Source organism: Pseudomonas sp. FP597 (assembly GCF_030687435.1).
GTDB classification, from domain to species: Bacteria; Pseudomonadota; Gammaproteobacteria; order Pseudomonadales; family Pseudomonadaceae; genus Aquipseudomonas; species Aquipseudomonas lactucae.
The window spans coordinates 3969268-3993853 of the sequence record NZ_CP117432.1 but is presented as its reverse complement, the minus strand read 5'-3'; the positions used below and the strand labels follow the sequence as shown (position 1 = coordinate 3993853).

The following is a 24586-nucleotide window of genomic DNA, read 5'->3' as shown; positions in this document are numbered from 1 at the left end:
ATCTGGGAGATTACCGACGGCTCTGGTCAGTTCATTGTCTGTCGATGCCCCGGCGCTGAAGGTCACGATGAGGCAAAGGAGAGCGTATGAACGAGCTGTTCGCCTTGACAGGTAAGACGGCCCTCATCACCGGTGCGACCAGGGGTATCGGGCTCGCGATCGCACGTGAGTTCAGCCGCGCAGGCGCTCAGGTCGCTATTAGCAGTGAGTGCCCTGCAGACTGCGAGCGAACAGTAGCGTTGCTGGCTGAGGAAGGGCTGGACGTGATAGCCCTGCCTGCTGATCTGGCTGATGAGACCGCAGTAATGACACTTGCCAAGCAGGTCACCGACCGCTTTGGACGGCTCGACGCCCTCGTCTGCAATGCCGGGGTGGCTCCCCATTTGGGAGCACTGGCGACTGCCCCCGACACGGACTGGGAGCTGACTTTCACCATCAACTTGCGTAGCGCGGTATGGCTTACCAATGCGCTACTTCCAGGCATGGCGGAGGGAGGCGGCGGCAGTGTCGTGCTAATGGCCAGCATTGCCGGGGTCAGAGGCAACAAGGCGCTTGGTCTGTACGGTTTGAGCAAGGCAGCTCTTGCTCAACTGGCGCGTAACCTCGCTGTTGAGTGGGGTCCAGCAAATATCCGCGTCAATGCAATCAGCCCTGGTGTGATTGAAACCGAGTTTGCGCGCCCGCTTACAAGTAATCCCACTCTGATTCAGCGACGTTTGGAACTTACCCCTCTTCGCCGCTTTGGCCGGCCTGAGGAAGTAGCTGGTGTGGCACTGCTTCTCGCATCTGCCAGTGGCGCCTTTATCACCGGGCAGAACCTGATCGTTGATGGTGGCACCACCATCAGCGACGGAAATTAAAAGGAAATGTTATGAGTTTGCTGCCCCCCTTCAAACGCGTTGTCACCGGTCACTCGTCTTCTGGCGTGGCTGTAGTCACTAGCTCGGGTCCGACGCCTAACAATTTCCCGTTGAAAGCTGTTCCAGGGACGATTTTCTACGAGGTATGGAACAGCACTGCGTCGCCTGCGATGTTGGACAACGCTGAAGATCCTACAAGCCAGCCGCTGCAACTCAGCCCGGCGCCGCTGGGGAGCACCATCCGCGTTGTCGATATTCCACCAGATAGCGTGCAGAGCCAGGTCAGTACGGAAGAGGCTGCGGCAGCATTTGCTGAGATCGGAGAGGCCCATGCGGGCACCGGGACCGCAAGTTCGAAGCACAAGCTGATGCATCGAACCGAAACTCTTGATTATGGGATCGTTACCGAGGGTGAAGTCTGGCTGGTTCTCGACGGAGAAGAGGTGCACCTCAAGCGCGGAGATATCGTCGTGCAACGCGGTACTAACCACGCCTGGAGTAACCGAACCGAAAATATGGCCCGTATGGTCTTCATTTTGCTCGATGGCCGTTATGCGGAAGAGCTTCGTGAGGTGCTGGAGTGAAGCTCGCAACCTTGGCCGACGGTAGCCGTGATGGCCGCTTGCTCATCGTCTCTCGCGACCTGAAACGTGCGGTCGAGGCGCCGGACATTGCTGCCACCCTACAGAGTGCGTTGGACAACTGGGGAGTCGCGGAACCTCAGCTACATCGGCTATACGCGAGCCTCAATCGCAACGAAGCGGCTATGGCATTCGACCTCGACCTGGAGCGACTGGCGGCACCGCTACCCAGAGCATGGCAGTGGTTGGACGGATCGTGTTTTTTGAGCCACGGCGAGCTAATGCAGAAGGCGTTCAATCTAGAGCCGATCGAGGGAGTGGATTCAATTCCGCTGATGTACCAGGGGGTAAGTGATGACTTCATCGGTCCTCGTGCTGACATTCCGCTGCCCAGTGAAGCCCACTGCATCGATTTCGAAGGCGAATTCGCGATTCTGGTCGATGAGGTTCCGATGGGTTGCAGCGCTGAGGAGGCCTTGCATCATATCCGCCTGATTCTGCAATTGAATGACGTCTCGCTGCGTGCATTGGCACCGCGAGAAATGAAAACCGGCTTCGGTTTTATTCAGGCCAAACCCACTACAAGTTTTGCACCTGTCGCAGTGACTCCGGATGAACTGGGCGACGCCTGGCGCACCGGTCGAGTCCATCTCCCCCTGAACGTTGAATGGAACGGCAACTGGTTCGGTCATCCTCATGGTTGCGCAATGCATTTTGGTTTCCATCAGTTGATTGCGCATGCGGCATTAACGCGAAAGTTGAGCGCGGGAAGCCTCATCGGTTCCGGTACCGTGTCCAATTCCGATCGTTCTGTCGGATCAGCATGTATTGCCGAACGCCGAGCGATCGAGATTATCGCCGACGGTGTGCCAAAGACCGATTTTATGCGCTTTGGCGACCGGGTGCGCATGGAAGCGCGTGCTGAAAATGGAGATGTACTGTTTGGCGCCATTGATCAGCAGCTCGTTCAAGGAGGTATTTCATGCGCGTAATGGTGACCGGTGCCAATGGATTTGTTGGCCGCGAACTCGTGCGCCAACTGCTTAACTCTGGCGAGTTGCGTGGCAAGCGCATCGAAGCATTGCTTCTGGTTGATCAGCAGTTGGAGGGGTTACCGGACGATCGCCGTCTGCGTCGCCACCTCGGCAGTGTTACAGATACGGCCCTTTTACGTCGTGTGCTTGCCGACGGGATCGATGTGGTCTTTCACCTGGTTAGCATTCCTGGCGGCGCAGCGGAAACGCAGTATGAGCTTGGTTACCAGGTGAACTTGCAAGCGAGCCTGGAGCTCCTGAACCAGCTTCGCAATGCGGATCACCCACCAGTCTTGGTGTACGCCAGTAGTGTTGCGGTTTACGGTGAAGAGCTGCCTTCACGCATGGACGAACAGTACACGCCAGCACCGCAATTGGCCTATGGCGCTCATAAACTTATGGTCGAGACGGCATTGACTGATCTTGCACGCCGAGGCGATGTGGATGGCCGAGCGCTGCGTTTTCCGGGAATTGTTGCACGGCCACGCGCTCAAAATGGGCTGCGATCGACCTTCATGAGCGACCTACTCCACGCTTATCAAGCGGGCGATGAGTATTGCTGCCCAGTTTCGCCAGAGGCTACCTGCTGGTGGATGTCAGTGCATTGCTGTGTAAGTAACCTGCTGCATGCCGCCGAACTAAAAGATTTGGGGGCAGTGCGAGTTTGGCAGCTCCCCGTTCTTCATCTGTCCATTGCTCAAGTGCTCGATGCTCTCGCCGCTACGGTCGGAGCCGCCAACCGGCAGCGCATTTCCTTCGAGCCGGACCCCGGACTTGAGCGATTGTTCGGATGTTACCCGCCGATTCGCACTCCTCAGGCGAAAGCACTGGGCTTCCGTCATGACGGTACGGCTAGCGCGCTCCTAAGAAACGCTCTCGGTATCAAAGGTCGCCGAGGGCCGAGGACAGGTGAGATCGACTGCGCAGAAGGTAGCATTCCATGAATCCGAGTAAGCGGCGTCTCGTAGACCTGTCGGTGAGCCTGGATAACAACCCGTACACGGATCCTCCACCGCTGTTGCCAAAAGTCGAGTACATCGATCATCAACAGGGCTGGCCAGAAATGGCGGCGATGTTTCCTGGGCTTCGAAAGGAGGATCTGCCAGGAAGTGAGGCCTGGGCTGCAGAGCGCCTACAGATCACCACGCATAGCGGTACCCACATGGATGCACCTTGGCACTACGCCTCCACGACCGATGGAGGTGAGCCCGCGTTTGGCATCGACGAACTGCCACTGGAATGGTGCCTACAACCAGGGGTCAAACTCGACTTTCGCGCGCTTCCCGATGGGTATGTCGTTACGGCAAAAGAGGTAGAGGCGGAGCTTGAGCGTATCGGCCATGTACTTCGACCTCTGGACATCGTCTTGGTGAATACCCGCGCAGGTCAGTTGTTCGGCCAACCGGGCTATCTGGATGCAGGCGTTGGCGTTGGGCGTGAAGCAACACTGTATTTGCTGGAGCGAGGTGTGCGAGTCGTCGGTACCGATGCATGGAGTTGGGATGCGCCATTCAAGTTCACCAGAGAGCGCTTCGCTCAGCACTCCGATCCCTCGATCATATGGGAGGGGCACAAAGCCGGGAGGGAAATCGGTTACGGCCAGATGGAGAAACTGGCGAACCTTGAACAGCTACCACCGCACGGATTCATGGTGTCCTGTTTTCCCTACAAGATCAGGCATGCCTCAGCCGGATTCGTACGCGCAGTAGCAATTTTCGAAGAGTAGACGCTGACCGGATGCTACCAACGAAGCCTTCCTTAGGCTCCGTTTCAGTTTCCGCCCATCACGCGAATCACATTTTTCAGTGAGCACTGGGGTCCGCCTGTGGACGGACCTCTGTTTTTGAACGATTGAATAACAGAGAGCTGGAGGTTGTATGACTGGTAATCGTGGTGTTGTATATCTTGGCGCAGGCAAGGTCGAGGTGCAGAAGATCGACTATCCGAAGATGCAGGACCCGCGCGGTCGCAAGATTGAGCACGGGGTGATCCTGAAGGTGGTGTCCACCAACATCTGTGGTTCCGATCAGCACATGGTACGCGGCCGTACCACCGCTCAGGTCGGTCTGGTACTGGGGCATGAGATCACTGGTGAAGTGATCGAGAAGGGCAACGACGTCGAAAGCCTGAAAATCGGCGATCTGGTATCCGTACCGTTCAACGTGGCATGCGGGCGCTGCCGTTCCTGCAAGGAGCAACACACTGGCGTCTGCCTGACCGTCAACCCGGCCCGTGCGGGTGGTGCCTACGGTTACGTCGACATGGGCGACTGGACCGGCGGCCAGGCTGAATATGTGCTGGTGCCATACGCCGACTTCAACTTGCTGAAACTGCCGGATCGCGACAAGGCCATGGAAAAAATCCGTGACCTGACCTGCCTCTCGGACATCCTGCCGACCGGCTACCACGGCGCAGTGACGGCCGGCGTTGGCCCGGGCAGCACCGTCTATATCGCCGGTGCCGGCCCCGTCGGCCTGGCGGCCGCCGCTTCGGCACGCCTACTGGGTGCGGCGGTGGTGATCGTCGGCGACGTCAACACCATTCGCCTGGCTCACGCCAAGGCTCAGGGTTTTGAAATCGTCGACCTGTCGAAAGACGCCCCGCTGCACGAACAGATCGCCGCACTGTTGGGCGAGCCGGAAGTGGATTGTGCAGTCGACTGCGTGGGCTTCGAAGCTCGTGGCCACGGCCACGACGGCGTGAAACACGAAGCTCCGGCCACCGTGCTCAACTCACTGATGGGCGTGGTGCGCGTAGCCGGTAAGATCGGCATCCCCGGTCTGTACGTCACTGAAGATCCGGGCGCTGTGGACGCCGCCGCGAAGATGGGCAGCCTGAGCATCCGTTTCGGCCTGGGGTGGGCCAAATCCCACAGCTTCCACACCGGCCAGACCCCGGTGATGAAGTACAACCGCGCGCTGATGCAGGCGATCATGTGGGACCGCATCAACATTGCTGAAGTGGTCGGTGTGCAGGTGATCACCCTCGACCAAGCGTCGGAAGGCTACGGCGAGTTCGATGCCGGCGTGCCGAAGAAGTTCGTCATTGACCCACACAAGACCTTTTGCGGCCATTGATTTAGGTCCCTCATGAGGCATCTAGTCTGGGGCCGACATTCGGCCCTGGATTTTTCTTGTGAGGCTCTGAGCAAGAGCAAACGTATTTGATGCATGGGGCGGCAGGTATCGATTTTCAAGATACTCCGTATCCTAAAGTGCGATTAGTCAATTGCCTCCTGACTTTTTAGCCTTGCTACATCATAGAGAGGAACGCAGTGTCCTTTCCCAGCCTCATGCGACCTGTTTCACCAGGCGCACGCCCTCAACAGGGGGCAATCAACAAGAATTACAAGAGGTCAACTTCCAATGCTTCAAGTCAAGGTCGTCCGAAAGACTCGGGAGGCTGAAGGTGTCTTCAGCTATGAGTTTGCAGCTATCAGCGGTCAATCGCTTCCCGCTTTCAGTGCAGGTTCTCATATCGATGTCCACCTCCCGAACGGGCTCGTTCGACAGTACTCGTTGTGCAATCACCCTGACGATCTTCAGCACTACCAAATTGGTGTGTTGTTGGATCCTGCCTCGCGTGGTGGCTCTAAAGCTATGCATGAGCAAGTCTCTGAGGGCGATCATCTCAAAATCAGTGAGCCTCGAAACCTCTTTCCGCTGACCCATGCCGCCCGTCGCTCAGTACTCTTCGCAGGTGGGATCGGCATTACACCGATACTTTGCATGGCCGAGCGCCTGGCTCAAATAGATGCAAACTTCACCATGCACTACTGCAGCCGGAGTGAAGATCGCACAGCTTTTGTAGAGCGAATCAAGCAGTCGCATTTCGCTGGCCAGGTGAGCTTTCACTTTGACGATCTATCACCCGAACAGCGGTTGCAGGCCCCAAAGGTTCTTTCCGGCTATACCGAAGGGGACCACCTGTACGTTTGCGGTCCTGGCGGCTTTATGGAGTTCATTCTTTCGGCCGCTCGCGAAGCCGGTTGGCCGGAGGCTAGCTTGCACCGCGAGTACTTCGCAGCCGCACCTCAGCAGGCGGGCGAGTCGGGCAGCTTTGAGATCCAGCTGGCGAGCAGTGGTCGCCGCTTGGTGATTCCAGCGGAGCGAACTGTGGCAGAGGTGTTACTGGAAGCCGGAGTCGACATCCCACTCTCGTGCGAACAAGGTATCTGCGGCACCTGTGTAACGCGGGTACTCGAAGGAGAACCTGATCACCGTGACATGTTCCTTACCCCGGAGGAACAAGCCCGAAACGACCAGTTCACACCTTGCTGTTCGCGCGCGAAGTCTACTTGTCTGGTGCTGGATCTGTAACGCCTACAACGAGGACGCCGATGTAAATGGCGCCATTCAAAGCCAAAGAGGATAAAAATAAAATGGGTTACCTGAGAAACACTTGGTATGTCGCTGCCTGGGATGAAGAGGTCAAGCCTGGAGAGCTCTTCGCCCGCACACTGCTCGATGAAAAAATCGTATTCTTCCGTGATGAAGAAGGGCGCGTGAATGCGATTCACGACCGCTGCCCGCATCGCTTTGCTCCCCTTTCCAAGGGAAAGCTCTGTGATTCATCGGTTCAGTGTGCCTATCACGGTCTGCACTTCGACGGTGCCGGTAGCTGCACCCATAACCCGCATGGTGATGGTCGGATACCTAAGGCCGCTAAAGTGAAGTCCTATCCAGTCACGGAGAAATACAGCGTCGTTTGGATCTGGATGGGCGATGCTCCTGCAGATGAGTCGCTGATTCCCAACTTTGAGTGCATGGATCCAAGCGTATTCTATGTGGCCAAGCGGTACCTCTATGCGCGCGCCAACTACGTACTTGAGTCGGACAACATCCTCGATCTGTCCCATATCCAGTACTTGCATCCCAGTACTCTGGGAAGTAGCGATGTGAGTAACGCAATTACTTCAGTGGATCAGCAAGGCAACACCGTATGGTCATATCGCCAAACCATCTCGGAAATCATGCCGGACTTCCTTTACGACGCGATGGGCATCCCCCGCGGAACCTTGGTTGATCGCTGGATCGACGTGCGCTGGGATGCCCCGGCCAGCATGCTTCTATATTCGGGCGCCGTTCCTACCGGCCAATCGCGTGCGGAAGGACGGGAGGCTCAGCTGCCTCACCTGTTTACACCTGAAACCGAGTCTACCTCGCACTACTGGTTCTCATTCCCCCTTCCTTTGGCAATGGGTGAGCAAGGCAAAGCCATCGCCGAACAGCAGGTATCAGCCCTCAATGAACCGTTCAGCACTGAGGATTTGCCGATGCTGGAGGCACAGCAAGAGGCGATCGGTAACGCAGATTTTTGGTCGCTCAAGCCCATTTTGCTTCCCGGTGATGCCGGCGCGGTCCGTGCGCGGCGGGTATTGGACAAGCTGATCGCGGATGAACAGAACACACTCTCGAAAAGTGAGATTCCGGTATCCCCGGTGTTGTGACATCGAGATCTGAGCTATTCCTTGGTGGCTCCAATTGGGGCGTCAATAACTTAGAGCTCTCGCTCCACGTGTAGAGCACTAAGCGACGTCGCCCCCGCCGGTTCCTGAGCCGGCCAACAGGACGCAATTATGAAGACTCAAGTTGCCATCATCGGTGCCGGCCCATCGGGCCTTCTCCTCGGCCAACTTCTGCATAAGGCAGGTATCGACAACGTCATCATTGAACAGAACCCCCGATTATGTTCTCGGCCGCATCCGAGCTGGGGTGCTGGAACAGGGCATGGCGAACACTCGGCCTTTTGTCTTTGACGTATCTGGAAAGCAGAGGGTTTTTCCTAGTGGATGACATCGCTGCTACATCGTTTTCCGGACACTGACGACTTTAGCCGCCGTATGCAACAGACCGAGCTGGACTACTACGCCCAATCGGATGCCGGGCGACGTACCATCGCTGAAAACTACGTAGGACTGCCTTAAGAGGCCATTGAGTAATACTGCAGTATCGTTGAAATAACGATGCTATCAGTAGCGTTTCTAATTAACTGTCGAAATTCCTCGCTCAAGTTAACAAGTTTCTGAATGCTTGCATGTTTAGGGATTTTTCGGCTTGGGAAAGCTATTTGCATTTGTCGATCGGTCCTTTCCAAACCTACAAAAAATATAAAAGGTTGCCCCTATGTGTTATTTCAGTCGTTCTCACGGAGTGTATTGAGATGCCATTTTTTAGCCGAGTGTTAGGTAACCTTTCGGTAGGTGCCAAACTGCTTTTAGGCTTTGGTTTGGTACTGCTTCTGACGATGGGTGTAGCTCTGGCTGCTTTTCGCTCACTCGACGTCCTACATCAGCACACTGAGCAGATGAGGATCGAAAGCCGAATTCAGATGTCCATTCTGTCTGCGCGAGTTGCAGAGAAGGAGTTCGCGCTGAGCCTTGCATCGTCGGCGGCGGACGAAGTTCGGAGTACCGTGGACAAACTTGTCACTGAACTAGGCCAGGCCGCAGAACTGAACTCTGATCGGGAGGCGATGAGTGAAGCGGCCAAGGGCTATTCAACACAATTTCTAGGCTTCGCCGATTCATTGCGCCGTGCACGTGACGCTAGGTTGCGCATGCAAGAACTAGCGCAGGCTGCAGGAAATAGTTTTACGGTCCTATTACTCGATCAATTAGACAAAGTAAATTCAGATATCGACCAGGGTGTGTCTTCGAAAAGCGACGAATTGGTCTTGCTGGAACATATTGCAGCTTTGCGAGACAAATTGACGAAGTTACGAGATTACGAGGCTTATTATTCGCTCGATGGTGAAGATCGCTATCGAAACGATTGGGAGGTGATCATGATTGATCTCCTATCCGCAATGCAGGCACTTGATCTCGGTAGTCAAGGTCAGCAGTCCCTGCAAGAAGCGCGCGATGCGCTGCGCGACTATCGCAAAGCGTTTGATGAGTTCGTTGAGGCACGTCAGCGCATAGCTCAGAGCAGTGCAGCTATGGGAGCGGAAACTCATAAAGTGAGCGAGCTGCTAGCCGAGGCGAACGAACAGCAGACGCAAGAGATACAAACCAGCAAGGACAAGGTGTACCGCCAACTTGGTCTTATAACAGTCTTGGCACTGATTCTAGGGGCTGCTGCGAGCTGGTCCATTCGACAATTGATAGTGCAGCCACTGCGCCAAGCCGTGGAGTTGGCACAGCGTGTCGCTGCCGGCGATTTAACACACGGCAGTGTTGCTGAGAAGCGCAATGATGAGCTTGGACAGTTACTGGAGACTGTGTACGGCATGCTCGGCAGCTTGCGTGGGATGGTTGGTCGCATCGGAACAGGCGTCAACAAGCTCAATGGAGCTTCCTTCTGCCTAGGCGAGGTCATCCAACGCAGCACAATGGGCGTCGCAACCCAGCAACGGGAAACGGAGTTGGCCGCCGCGGCTATGCGTCAAATGTCAGCGTCTGCGCAGGAGGTAGCCAGGAATGCCGGAGACGCCAGTGAAGCGGTATCTCAGGCGGAAAACCTGGCTAATAAAGGAAATGAAATGATGCGCCAAGCTGGGGGTAAGATTGACCTGCTTGCGAAGGAAATGACTGGTTGCGCGGAGGCCATGGCGTCTCTGTTGGCAGAAAGTAGCTCGATAGGAAGCATTCTCGATGTGATCAAGTCTGTCGCGACTCAGACCAATCTGCTCGCGCTGAACGCTGCTATCGAGGCTGCGCGCGCCGGGGAACATGGCCGAGGTTTTGCGGTGGTCGCAGACGAGGTTCGCGCTCTAGCACAGCGTACTCAGCTTTCTACAGAGGAGATTGAAGGTTTGATCGACCGCCTGCGGGGCGTTGCCCAGCGGGCGGCGGGACGTCTTCACGGCAGCCGCACCCTGACTGATGAAGCAGTAATCCTTGCACAACAAGCTTCCGAGGCGTTGGAACTGATTACATCCGCCGTCTCCAGAATTGAGCAAACGAATCAGCAGATTACCCTAGCCTCTGAACAGCAAACCATCGTTGCAGTAGAAGTCAGTCGAAACATGGAGCGAGTACGCGGAGTTGCAGAAAGTCGAGAGCAGGAAAGCAATCAGTTGCAAAGTTCGGCAGAAGAGCTGCAGCAGGTGGGCAAAGAGCTGAATTCAGCAGTTGACCATTTTCGAACGTAACTGAAATATTCCGTTTCATTGGCAATTTCCATGTCGAGTTTCGTGCGTTTGCCTTATGTGCTGATGTTGCGACAACGCACTCCACTTGAGCACCCGTTTGCATTCGTAATGACAACCGATTGCATCGGATTTGACCAGCACGCTTCGTATCCATGATCGGCAGCGAGCGGCGAATATCGGCCCTTGGTTGCTGGTGCGCGGTACGCGGCTAGGACCGAACAAGCCCTCAAGTAGCAATATATTCGAATCGAACCTACTATGGCACTAGAGCTAGGATCTTGGTTACCGCTAGACAAGGAGGGTCGAAGTGCATCTTGTGCGTGTTCGCGTCCGGAACTTCAGAGGCATCGCCTACGGTGAGGTCCACCTCAATGGACATACTGCTTTTATCGGTGACAACAATGCCGGCAAGTCCACATTGCTGGAAGCGGTGGATCTCGTTCTTGGCCCGGAGCGCCTGAGTCGCCGTCCTGTAATTGATGAGCACGATTTCTATGCCGGTGCATATGTAGACCCAGCCAAGAACGAGGTGATCCCGATCCAGGTCGAGGTCATTATCGCTGGCCTTTCCGATGAGCAGCAGCGGCATTTCCGCGAGCACATCGAATGGTGGGATACGCAGGCTAAGACATTGCTTGTGGGGGCACCCCCAGAGGGAACAGACCTCCCCCATGTTGGTGCGTCAATGCGCGTCTTTTTCAACGGTTGGTATGACGTAGAAGAGGACGACTTTGCAGGAGATACCTACTACGCCACTCCCGAAATGCCAGATGGCTCCTACTTACGCTTCTCTGCGCCCGACAAACGAAAATGCGGTTTTCTTTATCTGCGTACGCTGCGAACCGGCGCTCGGGCACTCAGTCTGGAGCGAGGCTCTTTGTTGGACGTGATCCTTCGGCTGAAGGAGACACGACTGACAATGTGGGAAGACCTACTCGACCAGTTGCGTGCTCTGCCAGTTGGAGAGACCGAGGAAATCGGCGAGTTGCTTGTTGCAGTCCAAGATGCAGTACGGCACTACGTACCATCCGACTGGGCAGAGCAACCCCACATGCGGGTTTCGGACCTGACTCGCGACATGCTCCGCCGAACCCTAACTGTCTTCATGGGCACAGGAGCGAAGAGGCCGGACGGCTCTATCTACTCCGCCCCATATCAGCACCAAGGCACTGGCACAATTAACACGCTAGTATTGGCTCTGCTGTCCATCATCGCCGAACTCAAGCAGAGCGTGATCTTCGCGATGGAAGAGCCAGAGATCGCGCTTCCGCCGCACACTCAGAAACGAATCATCAATTCGCTGCGCCAGAAGTCGGCACAGGCCATCTTCACCTCCCACTCACCCTATGTGCTGGAGGAGTTCGAGCCTGCTCAGGTAGTGGTTCTCAAGCGCACGGCGGGTGTCATGACCGGAATCACTGCTACATACCCGCCAGCAGTCAAGCCCAAGGCTTATCGCACCGAATTTAGAACTCGATTCTGCGAAGCCCTACTGGCCCGCTACGTACTCGTGCTTGAGGGGCGTACGGAGTTCGACGCAATGCCTGCCGCCGCCCGCCGGCTTGGCGAGCTGGATCCCACACGATTCAAGTCGCTCGAAAACCTTGGGGTGGCCATCGTCGATGCTCGCGGCGAGACCAATGTTGCGCCGCTGGGTGAGTTTTTCCGGTCACTCGGCAAGATCGTGTTCGCGGTGTTCGACAAACAATCTCCGGAGGCACTCGCAGCCATCAAGGCCTCAGTAGATCACCCTTACGAGTCTGCGAGCAAAGGCTTCGAAGACTTGGTACTGCAGGGGGCATCTGAGGCCGCACTCCGCAGATATGCCGCTGTTGTAGTTGCTGCCGGCGATTGGCCGCAGCATCTAGCGGCTTGGACGCCAACAGCCGCAATGCCATTGGCCAATCTGCAGGCTGCTCTGTCTGGCTATTTCGGCTGGGCTAAGGGTGGTGGCGACGTCGGCGACTTGCTCGCCTCCTGCCCAACTGCCAACGACATGCCTGAATACGTGAGTACCACGTTGGCGGCAATCAAGAACGTCATTGAGCCCCCACCTCTTCCTCCGCCGCTGCCAGTACTCCCTCCTCAGACAATCGGCGTCGCTCTTCTCCCTGAGGTACCCATAGCTGAAGCCGATCCGGCACCATTGGTAGCACTATATGGGAAGTTTCAACCTTATCCCCCTCAGCCACTGACATGATCGAAGCGTGGAGCGATCAGAAGCGAGATTTCCTAGCGTGCACCGGACATACCTTGGCGCTGGGCGGCCCTGGCGCAGGTAAAACGCACGTCGCGTTGGTGAAAGCTCGTGATGAGATTCGCTCAGGAGTCCTCAAGCCAGGCCAGAAGATACTCTTCTTGAGCTTCGCCAGGCCTACCGTAGCGCGCATCATAGAAAAGGCCTCTGAGCTGATTTCGCGTGAGGACCTGAAGCAGCTGGAGGTCAGCACGTACCATGGCTTCGCATGGAGTATTCTCCGGAGCCATGCCTATTTGTTGAATGGCAGGTCTAGCCTGCAGCTTCTGCCGCCTCCCGAAGCAGCAGCGCATTTGACCGACATCGATAGAACACAACACGAAGCTGAGAAGCTACGTCTTTTCATGCAGGAGGGCCGACTGCATTTCGACTTGTTCGCAAGCTTGGCCAGTGAACTGCTTAGTCGGAGTGAACGGCTGGGCGCTATCTTCTCTGACACTTATCCCATCATCATCTTCGACGAGTTCCAGGACACGAATAGTGATGAATGGGCGCTGATCAAGCAGCTTGGAAAGCGCAGTCGCCTAATTGCGCTGGCCGATCCCGAACAGCGGATCTATGAGTTTCGAGGCGCTGATCCCAGGCGCGTGGGTGATTTTCTTGAGCTTTTCTGCGCTGCCCACTTCGATTTCGCTGGAGAGAACCATCGCAGCAGCGGAACCGATATCTCGATCTATGGAAATGACCTTCTCACTGGCGCAAACAAGGGCAAGAGCTATCAGCAGGTCAAAATTGTGCGTTACGGCTTCATATATGGAAAGAGCCTGCACTTCAGTGCTAAGGCCGCGGTTTACTCGGCGCTGGATCGCCTCAAGAAGGTACCAGACAAGTCGATAGCGATCCTGGTGCCATCCAAGCGGCTGATGCTCGAATTTTCCGACTACCTTTCTTCCTCGGCTGACGGCCTGCCAGAGCTACAACATGACGTTGCAATGGATGCGGAGCCGCCGGCTCTAGCCGCTGGCGTTATCGCCACTCTGCTGGAAGGAGGTACGGCTGGCGATGTGGCGAGTCGCATGCTCGGCGCACTTCACACGCACATTCGTGGTCGTCGAGGAGGTAGGCCTACCCCGCAGACCGAGCTTGACCTGGCGGGTGCTCTTAGAGCCTTTCTATCCTCGGGAAAGATCCGCGGTACCAAGCGCCGGTTGATTGTTAGCGAAATTCAACGCATCTCAGAGTTCCGGCAACAGCTGCAATTATCAGGCGACCCCTCGGAGGACTGGTTACAGTTGCGCGGTCTGTTGGCATCGTCCACTGCGGAAGTCTTGAGGCAAGTAGCAACGGATGCTCGCTACCTACGATTTCTTCATCGTGGCTCTGTGCTGCGGACAAACTTGGGTGCCCTGTGGCGTGCCCAGGGTGGGTACAAGGGCGCTGAAGAGGCGGTCCGCAGTGCCTTGATGCAGGAGCATTTCGCTGCAGCTCAAAAGGACTGGCGCGGCATCCACCTCATGACGATTCATAAGTCGAAGGGGAAGGAGTTCGACGAGGTTATCATCTACGACGGCCTCTACCAGCGCATTGCCAAAGCCCCGCAGGACCCAAAGACCTGTGCTCAAGACCTTTTAGCTCTGCGGGTGGGCGTAACTCGGGCGATACGTCGGACCACCATTGTGACGCCGAAACGCGATTCCTGCCCTTTCCTGTGACTCAAGACTTTGCTTGCTTACACCTCTCCCTAAAGGGAATTGCTCAGCCCCAATGGGGCGGGGACGACGAATTGGATCGAGTGCAAGCTGTACGAAACGTGCAGGTGCATCGATACGCTGCGGCGAAATTATGGCTGGTTCAGCATCAGCCGCAGTGAGAGGACTGGCTAGGTTAGGCTACCAACTGCAGTCGAGGAGCGAGTGCAAGATAGACTCGGGGCATGGTTGATAGGATTGCGGCGACGCTCTCCCGCGGCAGCTGGTCAGCGAGCAGCGCTTCAAGCTTGCCGAGTCGTTCCTGGATGGCGCGGGCACGATCCCACTGAATGTTGAACCGCTTGGCCGCGACCTTCTGCTCGACAAGCACTAGATGACGGCTGCGGTCGTAGGTATAGCGCATGGTGACCTTGCTCGGCGATCCGTCATCATCTGCCTCTAGGAAGGTCAAATCGAACACCAGTCCCTGCGAGGTGTTTCGTGCAGAGGACTCGACGTAGTCGTCTTCGAAGAGATTGTCGATCAGTTCGCTGGGCTGAACGCCACGGGTTACGTGGAGAGTCGAGAGCTCATCAACCAGCATTTTGATGGATTCAAGACTCATTTCAGCATTCTCCCCAGTTCATCGATGATCACCACCACGTACTCAATCGACTTGGTCAGTGAGCTGTTGTCACGCTCAGTAACCTTACCGAATTTCTTCGCCAGCTTGGTGTTGATAAAGCTCACCAGTATACCGTCATTAGGCATGTTGGGTTTCGCCATCGGCAGGTGATTTTTGAATATCGGATAAAGGGTAGAAGCTTTTTCTTTGATCTGCAGATCGCTGAGCAAGGTTGCAACCTCGTCTTGAGCCTTCTTCGTCAGGATCTCGCGCAGCTGTTTGCGTGCAATTTCGGGCCGCTTTTCTACAAGGTTAGGGTCTATGATCTGAGCCGCTTTCTTAGTCTCGGCACTGAGGAAGACATTCTTGAGTTGGGCTAGAACGTCCGCGTCGTAATCCTCAATCCCCGGAAGCGCCTGGACCTTCTGCGTTGCGATGGATTCGACTTCGGCCCTTTTCTCAGAAAAAATCTTGTTGAAATCTAGATCCCCCAGGTAGGAGTCACGGTCAGTCACAAATGCTTCAGAGGTGGAAACCCCTCCCAAGTCCTGCTCTTTGCGAGTGTAGTCCTCGTCCGTGATGGTGTAATCGCGCGTGCGCTGGTGTTTGGCACGATCAACCTCAGTTTGGAAGGCAGTCCACATCGAGTCCAAGCCGGTCTCCTGGTGATAGATCACCACGGCATTGTTATCGATCTCAAAAGCCGTAATCTCCTCGGCCGGAATCGCCCGCAGAACTCGGCCCACGATCTGTGCAAAGGCATTCTCGCTTCGGTAGGGACGGAAGAGCGCCAGAACCGTGAGGTATCGATGGTCGTAGCCCTCCATCAGCATGTTCACGGAGATAACGACATCGCATTGATGGTTATCTATCACGCGGAACGCCGCATCGATATCCGCCTGCTCCATGTCGCTGTGCACGACAGCCACACTCAGGTTCTTGGATTGATACCAGGTGCGCAGGTCTTCGGCGTGAGTGATGCTGCAACCAACCGCGAGAATCTTGTGTGGCACATCCGGAGAGGTTTTTCGGAGCTCATCAAGTTTCTGAATGCTCAGGTTGATAACGTCCATCGAACATTCTGGGGACAGGGCTACGCTGCGCTCTACCCACTCTCGGTCTTTGAATTCGAGGACTTGTTCTTTGGAGAGGTGGACTCCTGGCTGCTCGGCGACCGTGAAGTAAAGTTCATGAGCATTGACGGTCTCCTTCCTCAGCCACTTCACGTACCGATCACGCATCACTTCGGACAGAGGTGTCTTGTGGATCAGCTTTCCTGGCACTTCCTGGTTGTCGCCTCGGAACGGTGTGCCCGTTACAAAGATCTTCTTGGCCTTGGAAAAGTGAGCCAAGGTCTTTTGCCAGCTGCCCGCGGGGGCATGGTGCCCCTCATCGATGATGATGAGGTCGAAGAAGTCAGACGGGACCCGCTTCGTCAGGGACTGGCCCCGCTCGTTGTACACCTGCTGGATGTTCGAATAGACGAAGTGTGCTTGTTCAAGGCTAGACTGATGGGTGTCCGAGGTGAATTCGCACGTGACCGGCAGATCCTCGGCACTGAAGATCACATCGAAATTGATCCAGAAATTATCTTCCAGTAGCTCCTGTGTCCGTCGAATGCTCTGCTTTGTGACCAGGCCCGGCGTAATGATCAGTACGCGCCCCTTGGCCAAGCCAAACGGTACGATCGAAACCAGCCCGCTTTTACCGGTCCCAGTCGGCAGAACGATCAGCGCGTCCTCGTTGGAGTTTTCGAAATGCTCCTGCGCCTTGATGTAGGCCTCGATCTGGGGGCTACGCAGCTTTTTATTGCCAAGGATGTTGGCTGCCGTTTCGGTGAAATAATTCATAGACAGTCGAGGCTCCTGTCGGCGGCGCGCGCCAAGGTGCCCGCTCGCTGGGTAAACGCTCGGCGGCGGGGGGACAGAGGTTGGAGAAGTTGAGGTGCAGCGGACGTAGGCATTGAAATATCCATATTTCGGGCCAGTCATCACTGGATGCTTATGATGGTTGAGTGTGCGTGCTTTGGCTGATTATAGCCCAGTGATATCACGGTTTAGCCTCCGAAAGTCTGGAAAATGCATTCAGCACTGCGGCAGGAGCTGAGTTGGAGTCGTCGCAGAACATAGGCTCTACAGCCAGCCAGGTTCCTAATACCGGTGGCAACGGTCCGTGCTTTTCGTCTAGCCGAGATAGCTCGGCCCTCCGATGCTCCTCTAGTTTGCCGGCGAGCCTAATGTAATTGGGCGGGGGGTAGTGACGCAGAAGGCCTTTGGCGCGAAGCCGCATCTTCTCAGGCAGGGTGACGTCTCTGACAATATCGCGTAGAAACGCTTCAGTTTGAACAACGCTGCGGGTACGTTCATGGACCATTGTCATGTTGGCCAGGCGCTCCTTTGGTACCGGTCAGTGGAATTATAAGCGCACAACCATGAAAGAGAAGTCGCCTGAGCACTCAATTGCATCCGTGCTGATCAACCGTTTGCATTCGCTTGACCAGCACACGTCGTAGTAACGATCGGCAGAGAACGGCCAGGGCAGTCATACTGAATGTTCGGGGTCAGTGGCGATATATATGGGATCTGCACTAGGGTATTGCTTAATCCCCTGGCGGAGGGGTGAAAGACATCTGATTTTCAGACATATATCTATCCATCTCATCTTCTGATATTTTGAAGGTTTCAGAGTCGTAGGCAGTGCTGAAGAACTTAGTGAAATTAGTTGGCCTAATACTTTGGTTCAGCCATGCTTCAAACTCATGGATGCTGAGCACTAATAGTTTTGAGCTATGAGCTAGCGGTTCTGGCATCTGACTTATAATTATGTAGTCCCAAGTGCCATTTATTGGGTAAATCGTCTTATCAAGAAGTAAGTGTTCCTGCCTGCGCAATACTTTTACTTCCCAGTCCTGCGTGGTTTTAAGATGAGACTGGATCGCTTCCGGCGATCTAAAATAAACATCGAGAGGTAAAGTGTAGTTTTTTCCCTCCACCAAAAGAGTATGGTCAGTGGCTTGGTTGTACAGAGTAAGGTCAATATCGCCAATATCAAATTTACCTTTCTTGAGGTAGCGATCCCTATCAACTTCTTTGTATCCAAATTTTGCAGCAATAGAAGAGATTTGGTCAATAAACTTGTTTGATCTCACCTCTTTAACTTTGTGCTTGGATGTGTCGCCCTCCAGCAAAGTGTACCGCGCATTGTCCTGCAAGCTATCATATACAAGTTCTGGGCTAAATATATAATAACTCTCAGATCTTAAAAATGGGCGGCGCGTTAAGTAATGAAATCTAAGTTCCGATTCCTTGAATTTATCACCGTCAAATGAATGAGTTTCCAAGTAGCGCAAAAACTCGGGGCTTAGGATTGTAATAAGCTCCTCGTGACTGAAAGTCATCGTTGTAGCCATGGTAATAAACGTGAGGGTATCATGCTCAGCTACGCCATCCTCATTGAAAGTTAGCTTCGCTTCAGCTTCCTTTCCCCGAAGAAATAATGCTCTATACAAGTCCAGCATGCCCTTGCAATAGCCTTCTAAGGTAATGCCGAACTCGGATGAAAAATGATCACTTAGCCCTGAATACTCACAGCGAAGCTTATGCACAAGATCTTCTACCGGAAGAAAACCCTGCTTAAGGTTCGAGGCAAATCTTTCCACTCTAATACCATAGTGTAGAAGCATTAATTGCTGCGGGTCCTCCATAAGTGAAGAATAGTCTATCGCAAAATGCTGGTCTCGTTCTCCGATTACGCGCACATTTACTGTATTTATGATTGAATTGGTTTCAAATTTTGTATTAATTCGCTTTATCAAATATAGTAGGCCAGCAACCCGGCCAGGGTCAAAGTCTTTTAAAGTCCCATCGCAGGTATGCCAATTACCATGTTTGGCAACTAAGGATATTGCGTACTTTAGCGCCTCGTCCGTTAGATGTTTCTCTCGAAGCTCCATATCGCTCAATTTCTCAAGGTAGGGCGCCTGAGTCATTTCCATTCTATTGATTCTGAGTCTATAACATAGCAGTAGTAGATCGAAGTGGCCGCATTCGCGAGCAGCAGATATGGCACGCTGGATGTTACTATCTATTTCCATGCGTAGCTTGAGAAGTGCGCGTTCGCGCTGATCATTTTTTTCCAACTTTGTCATGCGTCACCTAGCTTTCATGATGTACAATAAATATACCTAGATGGTAACTAAAAGGCACGATAAAAAATTGAATTCTTTAAGCGAATGACAACTTTAATGGTATATAAAAGCCAATATTGGCGAAATACAGATGGTTAAATAGTAGTCATCTCAAGACGTGAAGTCGTAGTGTTTCATCGATATAGAGTCGCCGCTATTGGCGTAACGTCAGCTATGGGTCGGTTTCACCCATTTTGGCTGAGGACCAGAGCTTAGTAGCTCGGAATGCAGAGGCAACCTAACGCCTAGTAATCTAGGCACTAAATCGAATTTTTGCACTTAGCGTCTAGATATCTAGGCGTTAAGCATAACTCGGTAATGCGGTCAGGCGACGCTGCCTAATGGGCCAAGCTCGAATAGATCGGTGTGGTTACCTGGCGGCACTCTATGCTGCCGATCGGCAAGAACCAACAGGCTCCGAGCCCAGTGCGGTAGGGCTGGAAGAAAAAATCGCCAGCTCAAAAACGCAAATGAAGGAGCTTCAAGCGATTGAGATCCACCTCAACGTGTCGCCGGATAAGCAAGTCTCACTGTCCGATCCACGCGCTCTCCATGATGAAGCGCGCATCGGAATCGTCGGCTACTGCGTGCAGACAGCGGTAGATACCCAGCACCATTTGATTGTTGCGCACGAGTTGACCAGCGTCGGTTCCGACCGCGATTAACTAAGTTCAATGGATCTCTCCCTTAGCTGCTTTGCTCTGCGCTATTATCCTGCCCTGTCCTAATTTCAAGAGAACCCAGATGAGCAAACCGGGCCAGCGAGTGCTTGCCGAGCTGCGCAAGATGATCGCTTCCGGCGAATTGTCTGCGGGCGATCGAATCATCGAGATACCGACTGCTGAGCGTCTTCAGGTTTCACGTATGCCTGTTCGGATGGCGCTGCGGACCTTGGAACAGGAGGGGCTGCTGATCAAGGCCGGCGGACGTGGCTACACGGTTCGCGAGGTGACAGAGCAGGATATCGCCGGTACCGTGGAGGTTCGTGGTGTGTTGGAAGGTCTGGCTGCACGGCAGGCTGCTGAGCGTGGCATAAGCGAAGAAACTCGGCTGATCCTGAAAGCGTGCCTGGACATAGGAGATCAGATATTCGACAAGGGGCATGTCCTGCTCGAAGATCTAGAGGTATATCACAGCCTCAACATGCGCTTTCACCAAGCCATTATAGAGGCCAGCGGCAACCGTGCTATAGCCGAAGCCCTGGCGCGTAATGACCATCTGCCGTTTGCTTCAGTGAGTTCGCTGGCAGTGGATCGCGATAACCTCAAGCGAGAGTACCAGCGCTTCAATTTTGCTCATCTGCAGCACCATTCAGTCTACGAAACGCTGGTTAGCGGGCAGGGAGCGCGGGCCGAGGCAATCATGCGCGAACACGCTAACGCTACCCTGCGTTACGCCGAGTACTTCCACCCGCGGGGAGAAGGTGTGGCTGTACTGCATAAGGGCTGAGAAGGGGCAGTGACTTAGCTGCCGCCGTCTCAGCGCAGTTTCAGCAGAATTAGGCGCTAGCAATCAGCGACGAAGTAGCCTGCTGTTCTGCTTCGCAAAGCCGTGTGAGGATCCGTCGTGACTGGACGCCGCCTGCGTCGATATTCAGCTTTAGTAGTTGACGCTGCGGATTTCTCAACAGGTTTTGTTGTTGCCGCTCAAGCATATCTAGATCTTCACTGAAGATCTTTCCCTGTCCTTCGCGAATACTATCAGTGAGTACGGCGTCTTGCGGTTGGAAATTGCGTGCCATGCCCCAGAAGTACCAGATGGAGGTCTCTGTTTCTGGCGTAATGAAATCGACCACGATGCTCGCAGCTTTGTACTGCGCAGGTGCGTTATAGCCACCTCTACCTGCGTGCGCTACGCCAACCTCGATCAGCACATGGCTCGGGGGCGTGAACCTGCAAATCTGCCACCGATCCACAGGCACGTCGTCCGCTAAGCCATTACCTCTCAGTGCCATGCGCCAAAACGGGGGAGCCATGATGTTTTCCATGTGACGCTCGGTGATCACCTCCTGCCCCTCTACGCGAGTGGTCGGCGGGACTTCATCAATCTCCTTCTGACCGATGCTGCTGGCGTGCACGTAGGTCTCATGGGTGAGATCCATGAGGTTATCGATCATCAAACGATAGTCACACTGGATGTGGTAAAGGCCGCCACCGTAGGCCCAATCGGGACTCTCCGCCCACTCGAGGAGAGGAATAAGTGTTGGATTGGCCTCGCTAGCCTCTCCCGGCCAAACCCAGATGAAACCGTGGCGCTCTTCCACGGCGAAATTACGGATCTTCGGGAATCCGCGTACCCGTTGGCCTGGCATTGACTCGGTGTGCCCGTCACATCCCATTGCCAAGCCGTGATAACCGCAGATCAGTCGCCCGTTTTCGACGAAGCCCAGGGAGAGAGGGGCTCCACGATGAGGGCAAAAATCTTCCAGTGCTGTCACCCGGCCTTCTACGCCGCGGTAAATGACCATCTTCTCTCCGCAAATTTGGCGGCCGAGAGGTTTTCCATCGATTTCGTCGGGGGTGCAGGCGACGTACCAGGCGTTCTTCGGAAACATTGCGCGGATCCTCATTTTGTTATTAGTGGATCCATTGTTCGATGAGTATCTCCTTGCCGTCAATCCGGTTGAGTGAAAAATAAACAGTTCGATAATCGATCACTACCGATATTTACTTGAATTTATTGAGAAAAATCTGATTTTTCGCGTTTTTAACAGATTTTTTTACGAGCAGTAAATTTAAGGCTCAAGACTCTATTGGATCCTGAGATGCCGAAGAATTGCGTAACGCAATTCGCATCTCTACTGGAAATACGCTGCTTGGGCGGAGGAGCGTCAGATGGATGCTGCAACTTCACCAATGAGGCTTCGCAGCCAAGTAAGTCCAGGTTCGTGTTGCTGGTATTTATTCCACTGCATGGCAATTGTGAGACGAGGAGCCGACCACGGAAGCGGCAGTATCTTTAGTGGCAGATAGGTGATCCAGCGCTCTGCAAGCAGTCGGTGCATGGTGGCCAGACGTTCGGTTCCAATCAGGTAGGACGGGACACTGTTGAAGGTATTTGTGATCACGTCGAAGCGCCTTTCGACGTCGAATTTGTGCAGATACCACTCGTCCACGGTCGGGATTCTCCGCTCGCCCCAGCGGACCAGTACGTGTTGCATCTGCTTGTACTGCTCAAAGCTGAGCGTGGTCTCAGTCTGTGGATTGTCACGACACATCACGCAGACAAACTCATCTTGGAATAGTGCCTGAGATGGGTGCTCCGTAGTGATCTGCAGGTCTGGAAGCAGCAGCAAGTCCACTTCGCCACGTTCTATCTGCTCTGACGGCGCCGTGTGGGGCGGGAGCATCTCTAACGCGCAGAGTGGAGCCACTTGGTTTATTCGCCTGCTCACCTCGGGCATTAGTACCGTGCCGACGTAATCGGAGGCGATCACGCTAAACCTGCGGTTGGATTCTGCTGGTTTGAACAGTGCACGGTTTTCCAGGGTGGTGCGCATTTGAATCAGCAACTCACGGATTGGTTGCGCCAAGCCATCACCTACCGGCGTGCGTACCATTTTGCGGCCGATCTGCACGAGGAGCTCGTCCTGGAAGTAATCGCGCAGACGGGCCAGCGCTGCGCTCGTGGCTGGTTGACTCAAGTGCAAGCGTTCGCCGGCCCGGGTGATGTTCTGTTCAGAGAGGAGCATGTCTAGGACGACTAGCAGGTTGAGATCCAGACCGTAGAAGCGCATTGGCATCTGCCTTGTTTGGCGCTGCGGACGCTGCTGCGTGCAAGGTCCCGAGGCGATTGTTTTTGTTACCTGCTCATGGCGGGCGTTCCTCTAACAATTCACCGCAGTTATGGTTCGTATGTCAATTTAAAATTTCCCGAATGGCTCTGAGTTTCGTACTTTCCATCCCAACACGTCGCCTGTGCTGAAGAGACATACATCTGACCTCTCGGCCTAGTGCATAGAACAAGAACGAAAATCGGAGCTGACCATGCACCGCCACGTCACAGTTTCATCCGGGCAAGCCATTGTCCTGCCTCCCAAAAAATCGCCTGGTCAACTGGATCCCCGGCCTGAGTTCGGGCGGTCCTCCTCATCCTGTATCCCTGTCTCAAGGGTCGATGCGGACCTGGCTATGGAATTTCTGGCGGATCACCGGTTACCGCGATTTACACGCCGAACAACAGATCGATAACCCAACAATCTCGAAAGCCATCACAGGCTTGGCGGATCTCGGCTGCGTCTTTGGCAGAGCGACGGCTGCCCCATGCCTACCTAGTTTCTCGAAAAAAGGAATTGCCAAATGCTCGGACAGAACCCTCTAAAAGGTTGGCAGGTGGATCGGCAAGCCATCCAGTTCGTCGGGCGCGATTTGCAGCGCCCCGAATGCATCATCGCTCAACCTGACGGTACCCTTTGGGCTGCAGATGCACGTGGTGGGGTGATGCGGATCGGTGCTGATGGTGCCCAAACACTGCTTGCACCACAGCAAAAGGTGACCACCGAAGTCTCTTTCGAGCAGCGCTACGTTCAGTCTCAAGGTACCTCGCTTCCCAACGGCCTGGCCTTAACCGCTGAGGGTGACTTCATCATTTGCAACTGGGGCATGGATCGGATTGAGCGGCTCGATCAAAGGGGGCACCTGCAAATTCTGCACGACCATCTGGGTGGTCATCCGCTGGGCAAGACCAACTTTCCCTTGATCGATACTAAGGGGCGCATCTGGTTCACGGTAACCACTAGGGTGCAGCCGTGGACCGACTCCATTAATGCAGGCTCTCTCGATGGCTACATCGGCGTCATCGATAGCAAGGGCATTCGGATTGTCGCTGAGGGGTTTGGGGGCACCAACGAGATTCGCTTCGACGACAACGAAGAGTGGCTGTATGTGGTGGAGAGCAATGCGAGGCGCATATCGCGTCTCCAAGTGCGTTCCGATGGTTCGCTAGGTGAGCGTGAGGTCTACGGCCCCCGCGAACTGGAGGGCTTCCCGGACGGCTTCGCTTTCGACAGCTACGGCAATCTCTGGGTGACGCTGGTGATGAGCGACAAACTGATCGCTATCACCCCGGAAGGTGAGGTGCTGACATTGCTTGACGACGGGGATGCAGTGGCCACTGCGCGGCTCAACAAGCATTTCTCTGAGAAGAGCCTGACCCCAGAGATCATGGCTGCTGCCCGCGGCACCCTCGCACCATGGATGGCCAGCATTACTTTCGGCGGCCCCGACCTGAAGACTGTGTATCTGGGAAGCCTCCAGGGTACTCGTATCCCATCGTTTCGCTCTCCCGTGGCTGGGCAAGCGCTTATCCATTGGCGCTAGGCC

At 54.6% G+C, this 24586-nt stretch carries 19 protein-coding genes and 3 pseudogenes; 16 read left to right on the top strand and 6 right to left on the bottom strand.

Features of this window, described 5'->3' with window-relative positions:
• Positions 1-86 precede the first annotated feature (86 nt).
• The 13 genes and pseudogenes from PSH66_RS18130 to PSH66_RS18070 all read left to right on the top strand — a co-directional run bounded on the left by PSH66_RS18130 (position 87) and on the right by PSH66_RS18070 (position 14478).
• Entirely contained in the window at positions 87-860 is a 774-nt protein-coding gene (locus tag PSH66_RS18130) for an SDR family NAD(P)-dependent oxidoreductase (protein WP_305427385.1), read from the top strand.
• 11 nt (positions 861-871) lie between these two features.
• Positions 872-1444: a cupin domain-containing protein gene (locus PSH66_RS18125; RefSeq protein WP_305427384.1), complete on the top strand. Its 573-nt coding sequence runs from the start codon at positions 872-874 to the stop codon at positions 1442-1444.
• Positions 1441-2433 (top strand): fumarylacetoacetate hydrolase family protein, encoded by a 993-nt coding sequence (locus PSH66_RS18120; RefSeq protein WP_305427383.1) that lies wholly within the window; start codon positions 1441-1443, stop codon positions 2431-2433. The genes PSH66_RS18125 and PSH66_RS18120 overlap by 4 nt, the downstream gene beginning before the upstream one ends.
• Positions 2424-3419: an NAD-dependent epimerase/dehydratase family protein gene (locus PSH66_RS18115; RefSeq protein ID WP_305427382.1), complete on the top strand. Its 996-nt coding sequence runs from the start codon at positions 2424-2426 to the stop codon at positions 3417-3419. The genes PSH66_RS18120 and PSH66_RS18115 overlap by 10 nt, the downstream gene beginning before the upstream one ends.
• The gene (locus PSH66_RS18110) at positions 3416-4201 is read left to right on the top strand and encodes a cyclase family protein (protein WP_305427381.1); all 786 of its coding nucleotides are present in this window, start codon (positions 3416-3418) and stop codon (positions 4199-4201) included. The genes PSH66_RS18115 and PSH66_RS18110 overlap by 4 nt, the downstream gene beginning before the upstream one ends.
• Before the next feature lie 151 nt (positions 4202-4352).
• A complete protein-coding gene (fdhA, locus tag PSH66_RS18105; protein ID WP_305427380.1) occupies positions 4353-5552 on the top strand; it encodes a formaldehyde dehydrogenase, glutathione-independent in 1200 nt (399 codons plus the stop codon).
• Positions 5553-5840: 288 nt separating this feature from the next.
• On the top strand, positions 5841-6794 hold the full coding sequence (locus tag PSH66_RS18100) for a PDR/VanB family oxidoreductase (RefSeq protein ID WP_305427379.1): 954 nt from the start codon (positions 5841-5843) through the stop codon (positions 6792-6794).
• A gap of 26 nt (positions 6795-6820) precedes the next feature.
• Positions 6821-7924 (top strand): aromatic ring-hydroxylating dioxygenase subunit alpha, encoded by a 1104-nt coding sequence (locus PSH66_RS18095; protein WP_305427378.1) that lies wholly within the window; start codon positions 6821-6823, stop codon positions 7922-7924.
• Between the two features lie 129 nt (positions 7925-8053).
• A pseudogene (locus PSH66_RS18090) lies at positions 8054-8213 on the top strand (FAD-dependent monooxygenase); the annotation flags it as partial.
• A gap of 298 nt (positions 8214-8511) precedes the next feature.
• Positions 8512-9663: pseudogene (locus PSH66_RS30225) on the top strand (hypothetical protein); the annotation flags it as partial.
• Between the two features lie 42 nt (positions 9664-9705).
• Entirely contained in the window at positions 9706-10569 is an 864-nt protein-coding gene (locus PSH66_RS30220; protein ID WP_370694858.1) for a methyl-accepting chemotaxis protein, read from the top strand.
• A gap of 307 nt (positions 10570-10876) precedes the next feature.
• Complete coding sequence (locus tag PSH66_RS18075; protein WP_305427376.1) at positions 10877-12769, top strand: ATP-dependent endonuclease; 1893 nt, start codon at positions 10877-10879, stop codon at positions 12767-12769.
• Positions 12766-14478, top strand: coding sequence for a UvrD-helicase domain-containing protein (locus PSH66_RS18070; protein WP_305427375.1), 1713 nt, complete (start codon positions 12766-12768; stop codon positions 14476-14478). Before PSH66_RS18075 ends, PSH66_RS18070 begins: the two co-directional genes overlap by 4 nt.
• A gap of 172 nt (positions 14479-14650) precedes the next feature.
• Here the strand turns inward: PSH66_RS18070 and PSH66_RS18065 are convergent, their stop codons facing one another.
• The 4 genes from PSH66_RS18065 to PSH66_RS18050 form a co-directional block, all read right to left on the bottom strand.
• Positions 14651-15079: a hypothetical protein gene (locus PSH66_RS18065; RefSeq protein WP_305427374.1), complete on the bottom strand. Its 429-nt coding sequence runs from the start codon at positions 15077-15079 to the stop codon at positions 14651-14653.
• Entirely contained in the window at positions 15076-16929 is a 1854-nt protein-coding gene (locus PSH66_RS18060; RefSeq protein WP_305427373.1) for a DEAD/DEAH box helicase, read from the bottom strand. The genes PSH66_RS18065 and PSH66_RS18060 overlap by 4 nt, the downstream gene beginning before the upstream one ends.
• Before the next feature lie 199 nt (positions 16930-17128).
• Positions 17129-17452 carry a BPSL0761 family protein gene (locus PSH66_RS18055; protein ID WP_305429627.1) on the bottom strand — a complete coding sequence of 108 codons (324 nt, stop codon included), beginning with the start codon at positions 17450-17452 and terminating at the stop codon, positions 17129-17131.
• 226 nt (positions 17453-17678) lie between these two features.
• Positions 17679-19226 carry a hypothetical protein gene (locus PSH66_RS18050; RefSeq protein WP_305427372.1) on the bottom strand — a complete coding sequence of 516 codons (1548 nt, stop codon included), beginning with the start codon at positions 19224-19226 and terminating at the stop codon, positions 17679-17681.
• A 410-nt stretch (positions 19227-19636) separates the two neighbouring features.
• Between PSH66_RS18050 and PSH66_RS18045 the strand changes: the two are divergent.
• Positions 19637-19927 (top strand): annotated as a pseudogene (locus PSH66_RS18045) (IS5/IS1182 family transposase); the annotation flags it as partial.
• Between the two features lie 82 nt (positions 19928-20009).
• Positions 20010-20714, top strand: a complete 705-nt coding sequence (locus PSH66_RS18040) for a GntR family transcriptional regulator (protein ID WP_305427371.1) — start codon at positions 20010-20012, stop codon at positions 20712-20714.
• Positions 20715-20763: 49 nt separating this feature from the next.
• On the opposite strand, the gene PSH66_RS18035 is transcribed toward PSH66_RS18040, so the two are convergent.
• Complete coding sequence (locus PSH66_RS18035) at positions 20764-21819, bottom strand: aromatic ring-hydroxylating dioxygenase subunit alpha (RefSeq protein WP_305427370.1); 1056 nt, start codon at positions 21817-21819, stop codon at positions 20764-20766.
• Between the two features lie 276 nt (positions 21820-22095).
• Positions 22096-23001, bottom strand: coding sequence for a LysR family transcriptional regulator (locus PSH66_RS18030; RefSeq protein WP_305427369.1), 906 nt, complete (start codon positions 22999-23001; stop codon positions 22096-22098).
• Between the two features lie 562 nt (positions 23002-23563).
• On the opposite strand from PSH66_RS18030, the gene PSH66_RS18025 reads away from it, so the two are divergent.
• Positions 23564-24583, top strand: coding sequence for an SMP-30/gluconolactonase/LRE family protein (locus tag PSH66_RS18025; protein ID WP_305427368.1), 1020 nt, complete (start codon positions 23564-23566; stop codon positions 24581-24583).
• Positions 24584-24586: the final 3 nt, after the last annotated feature.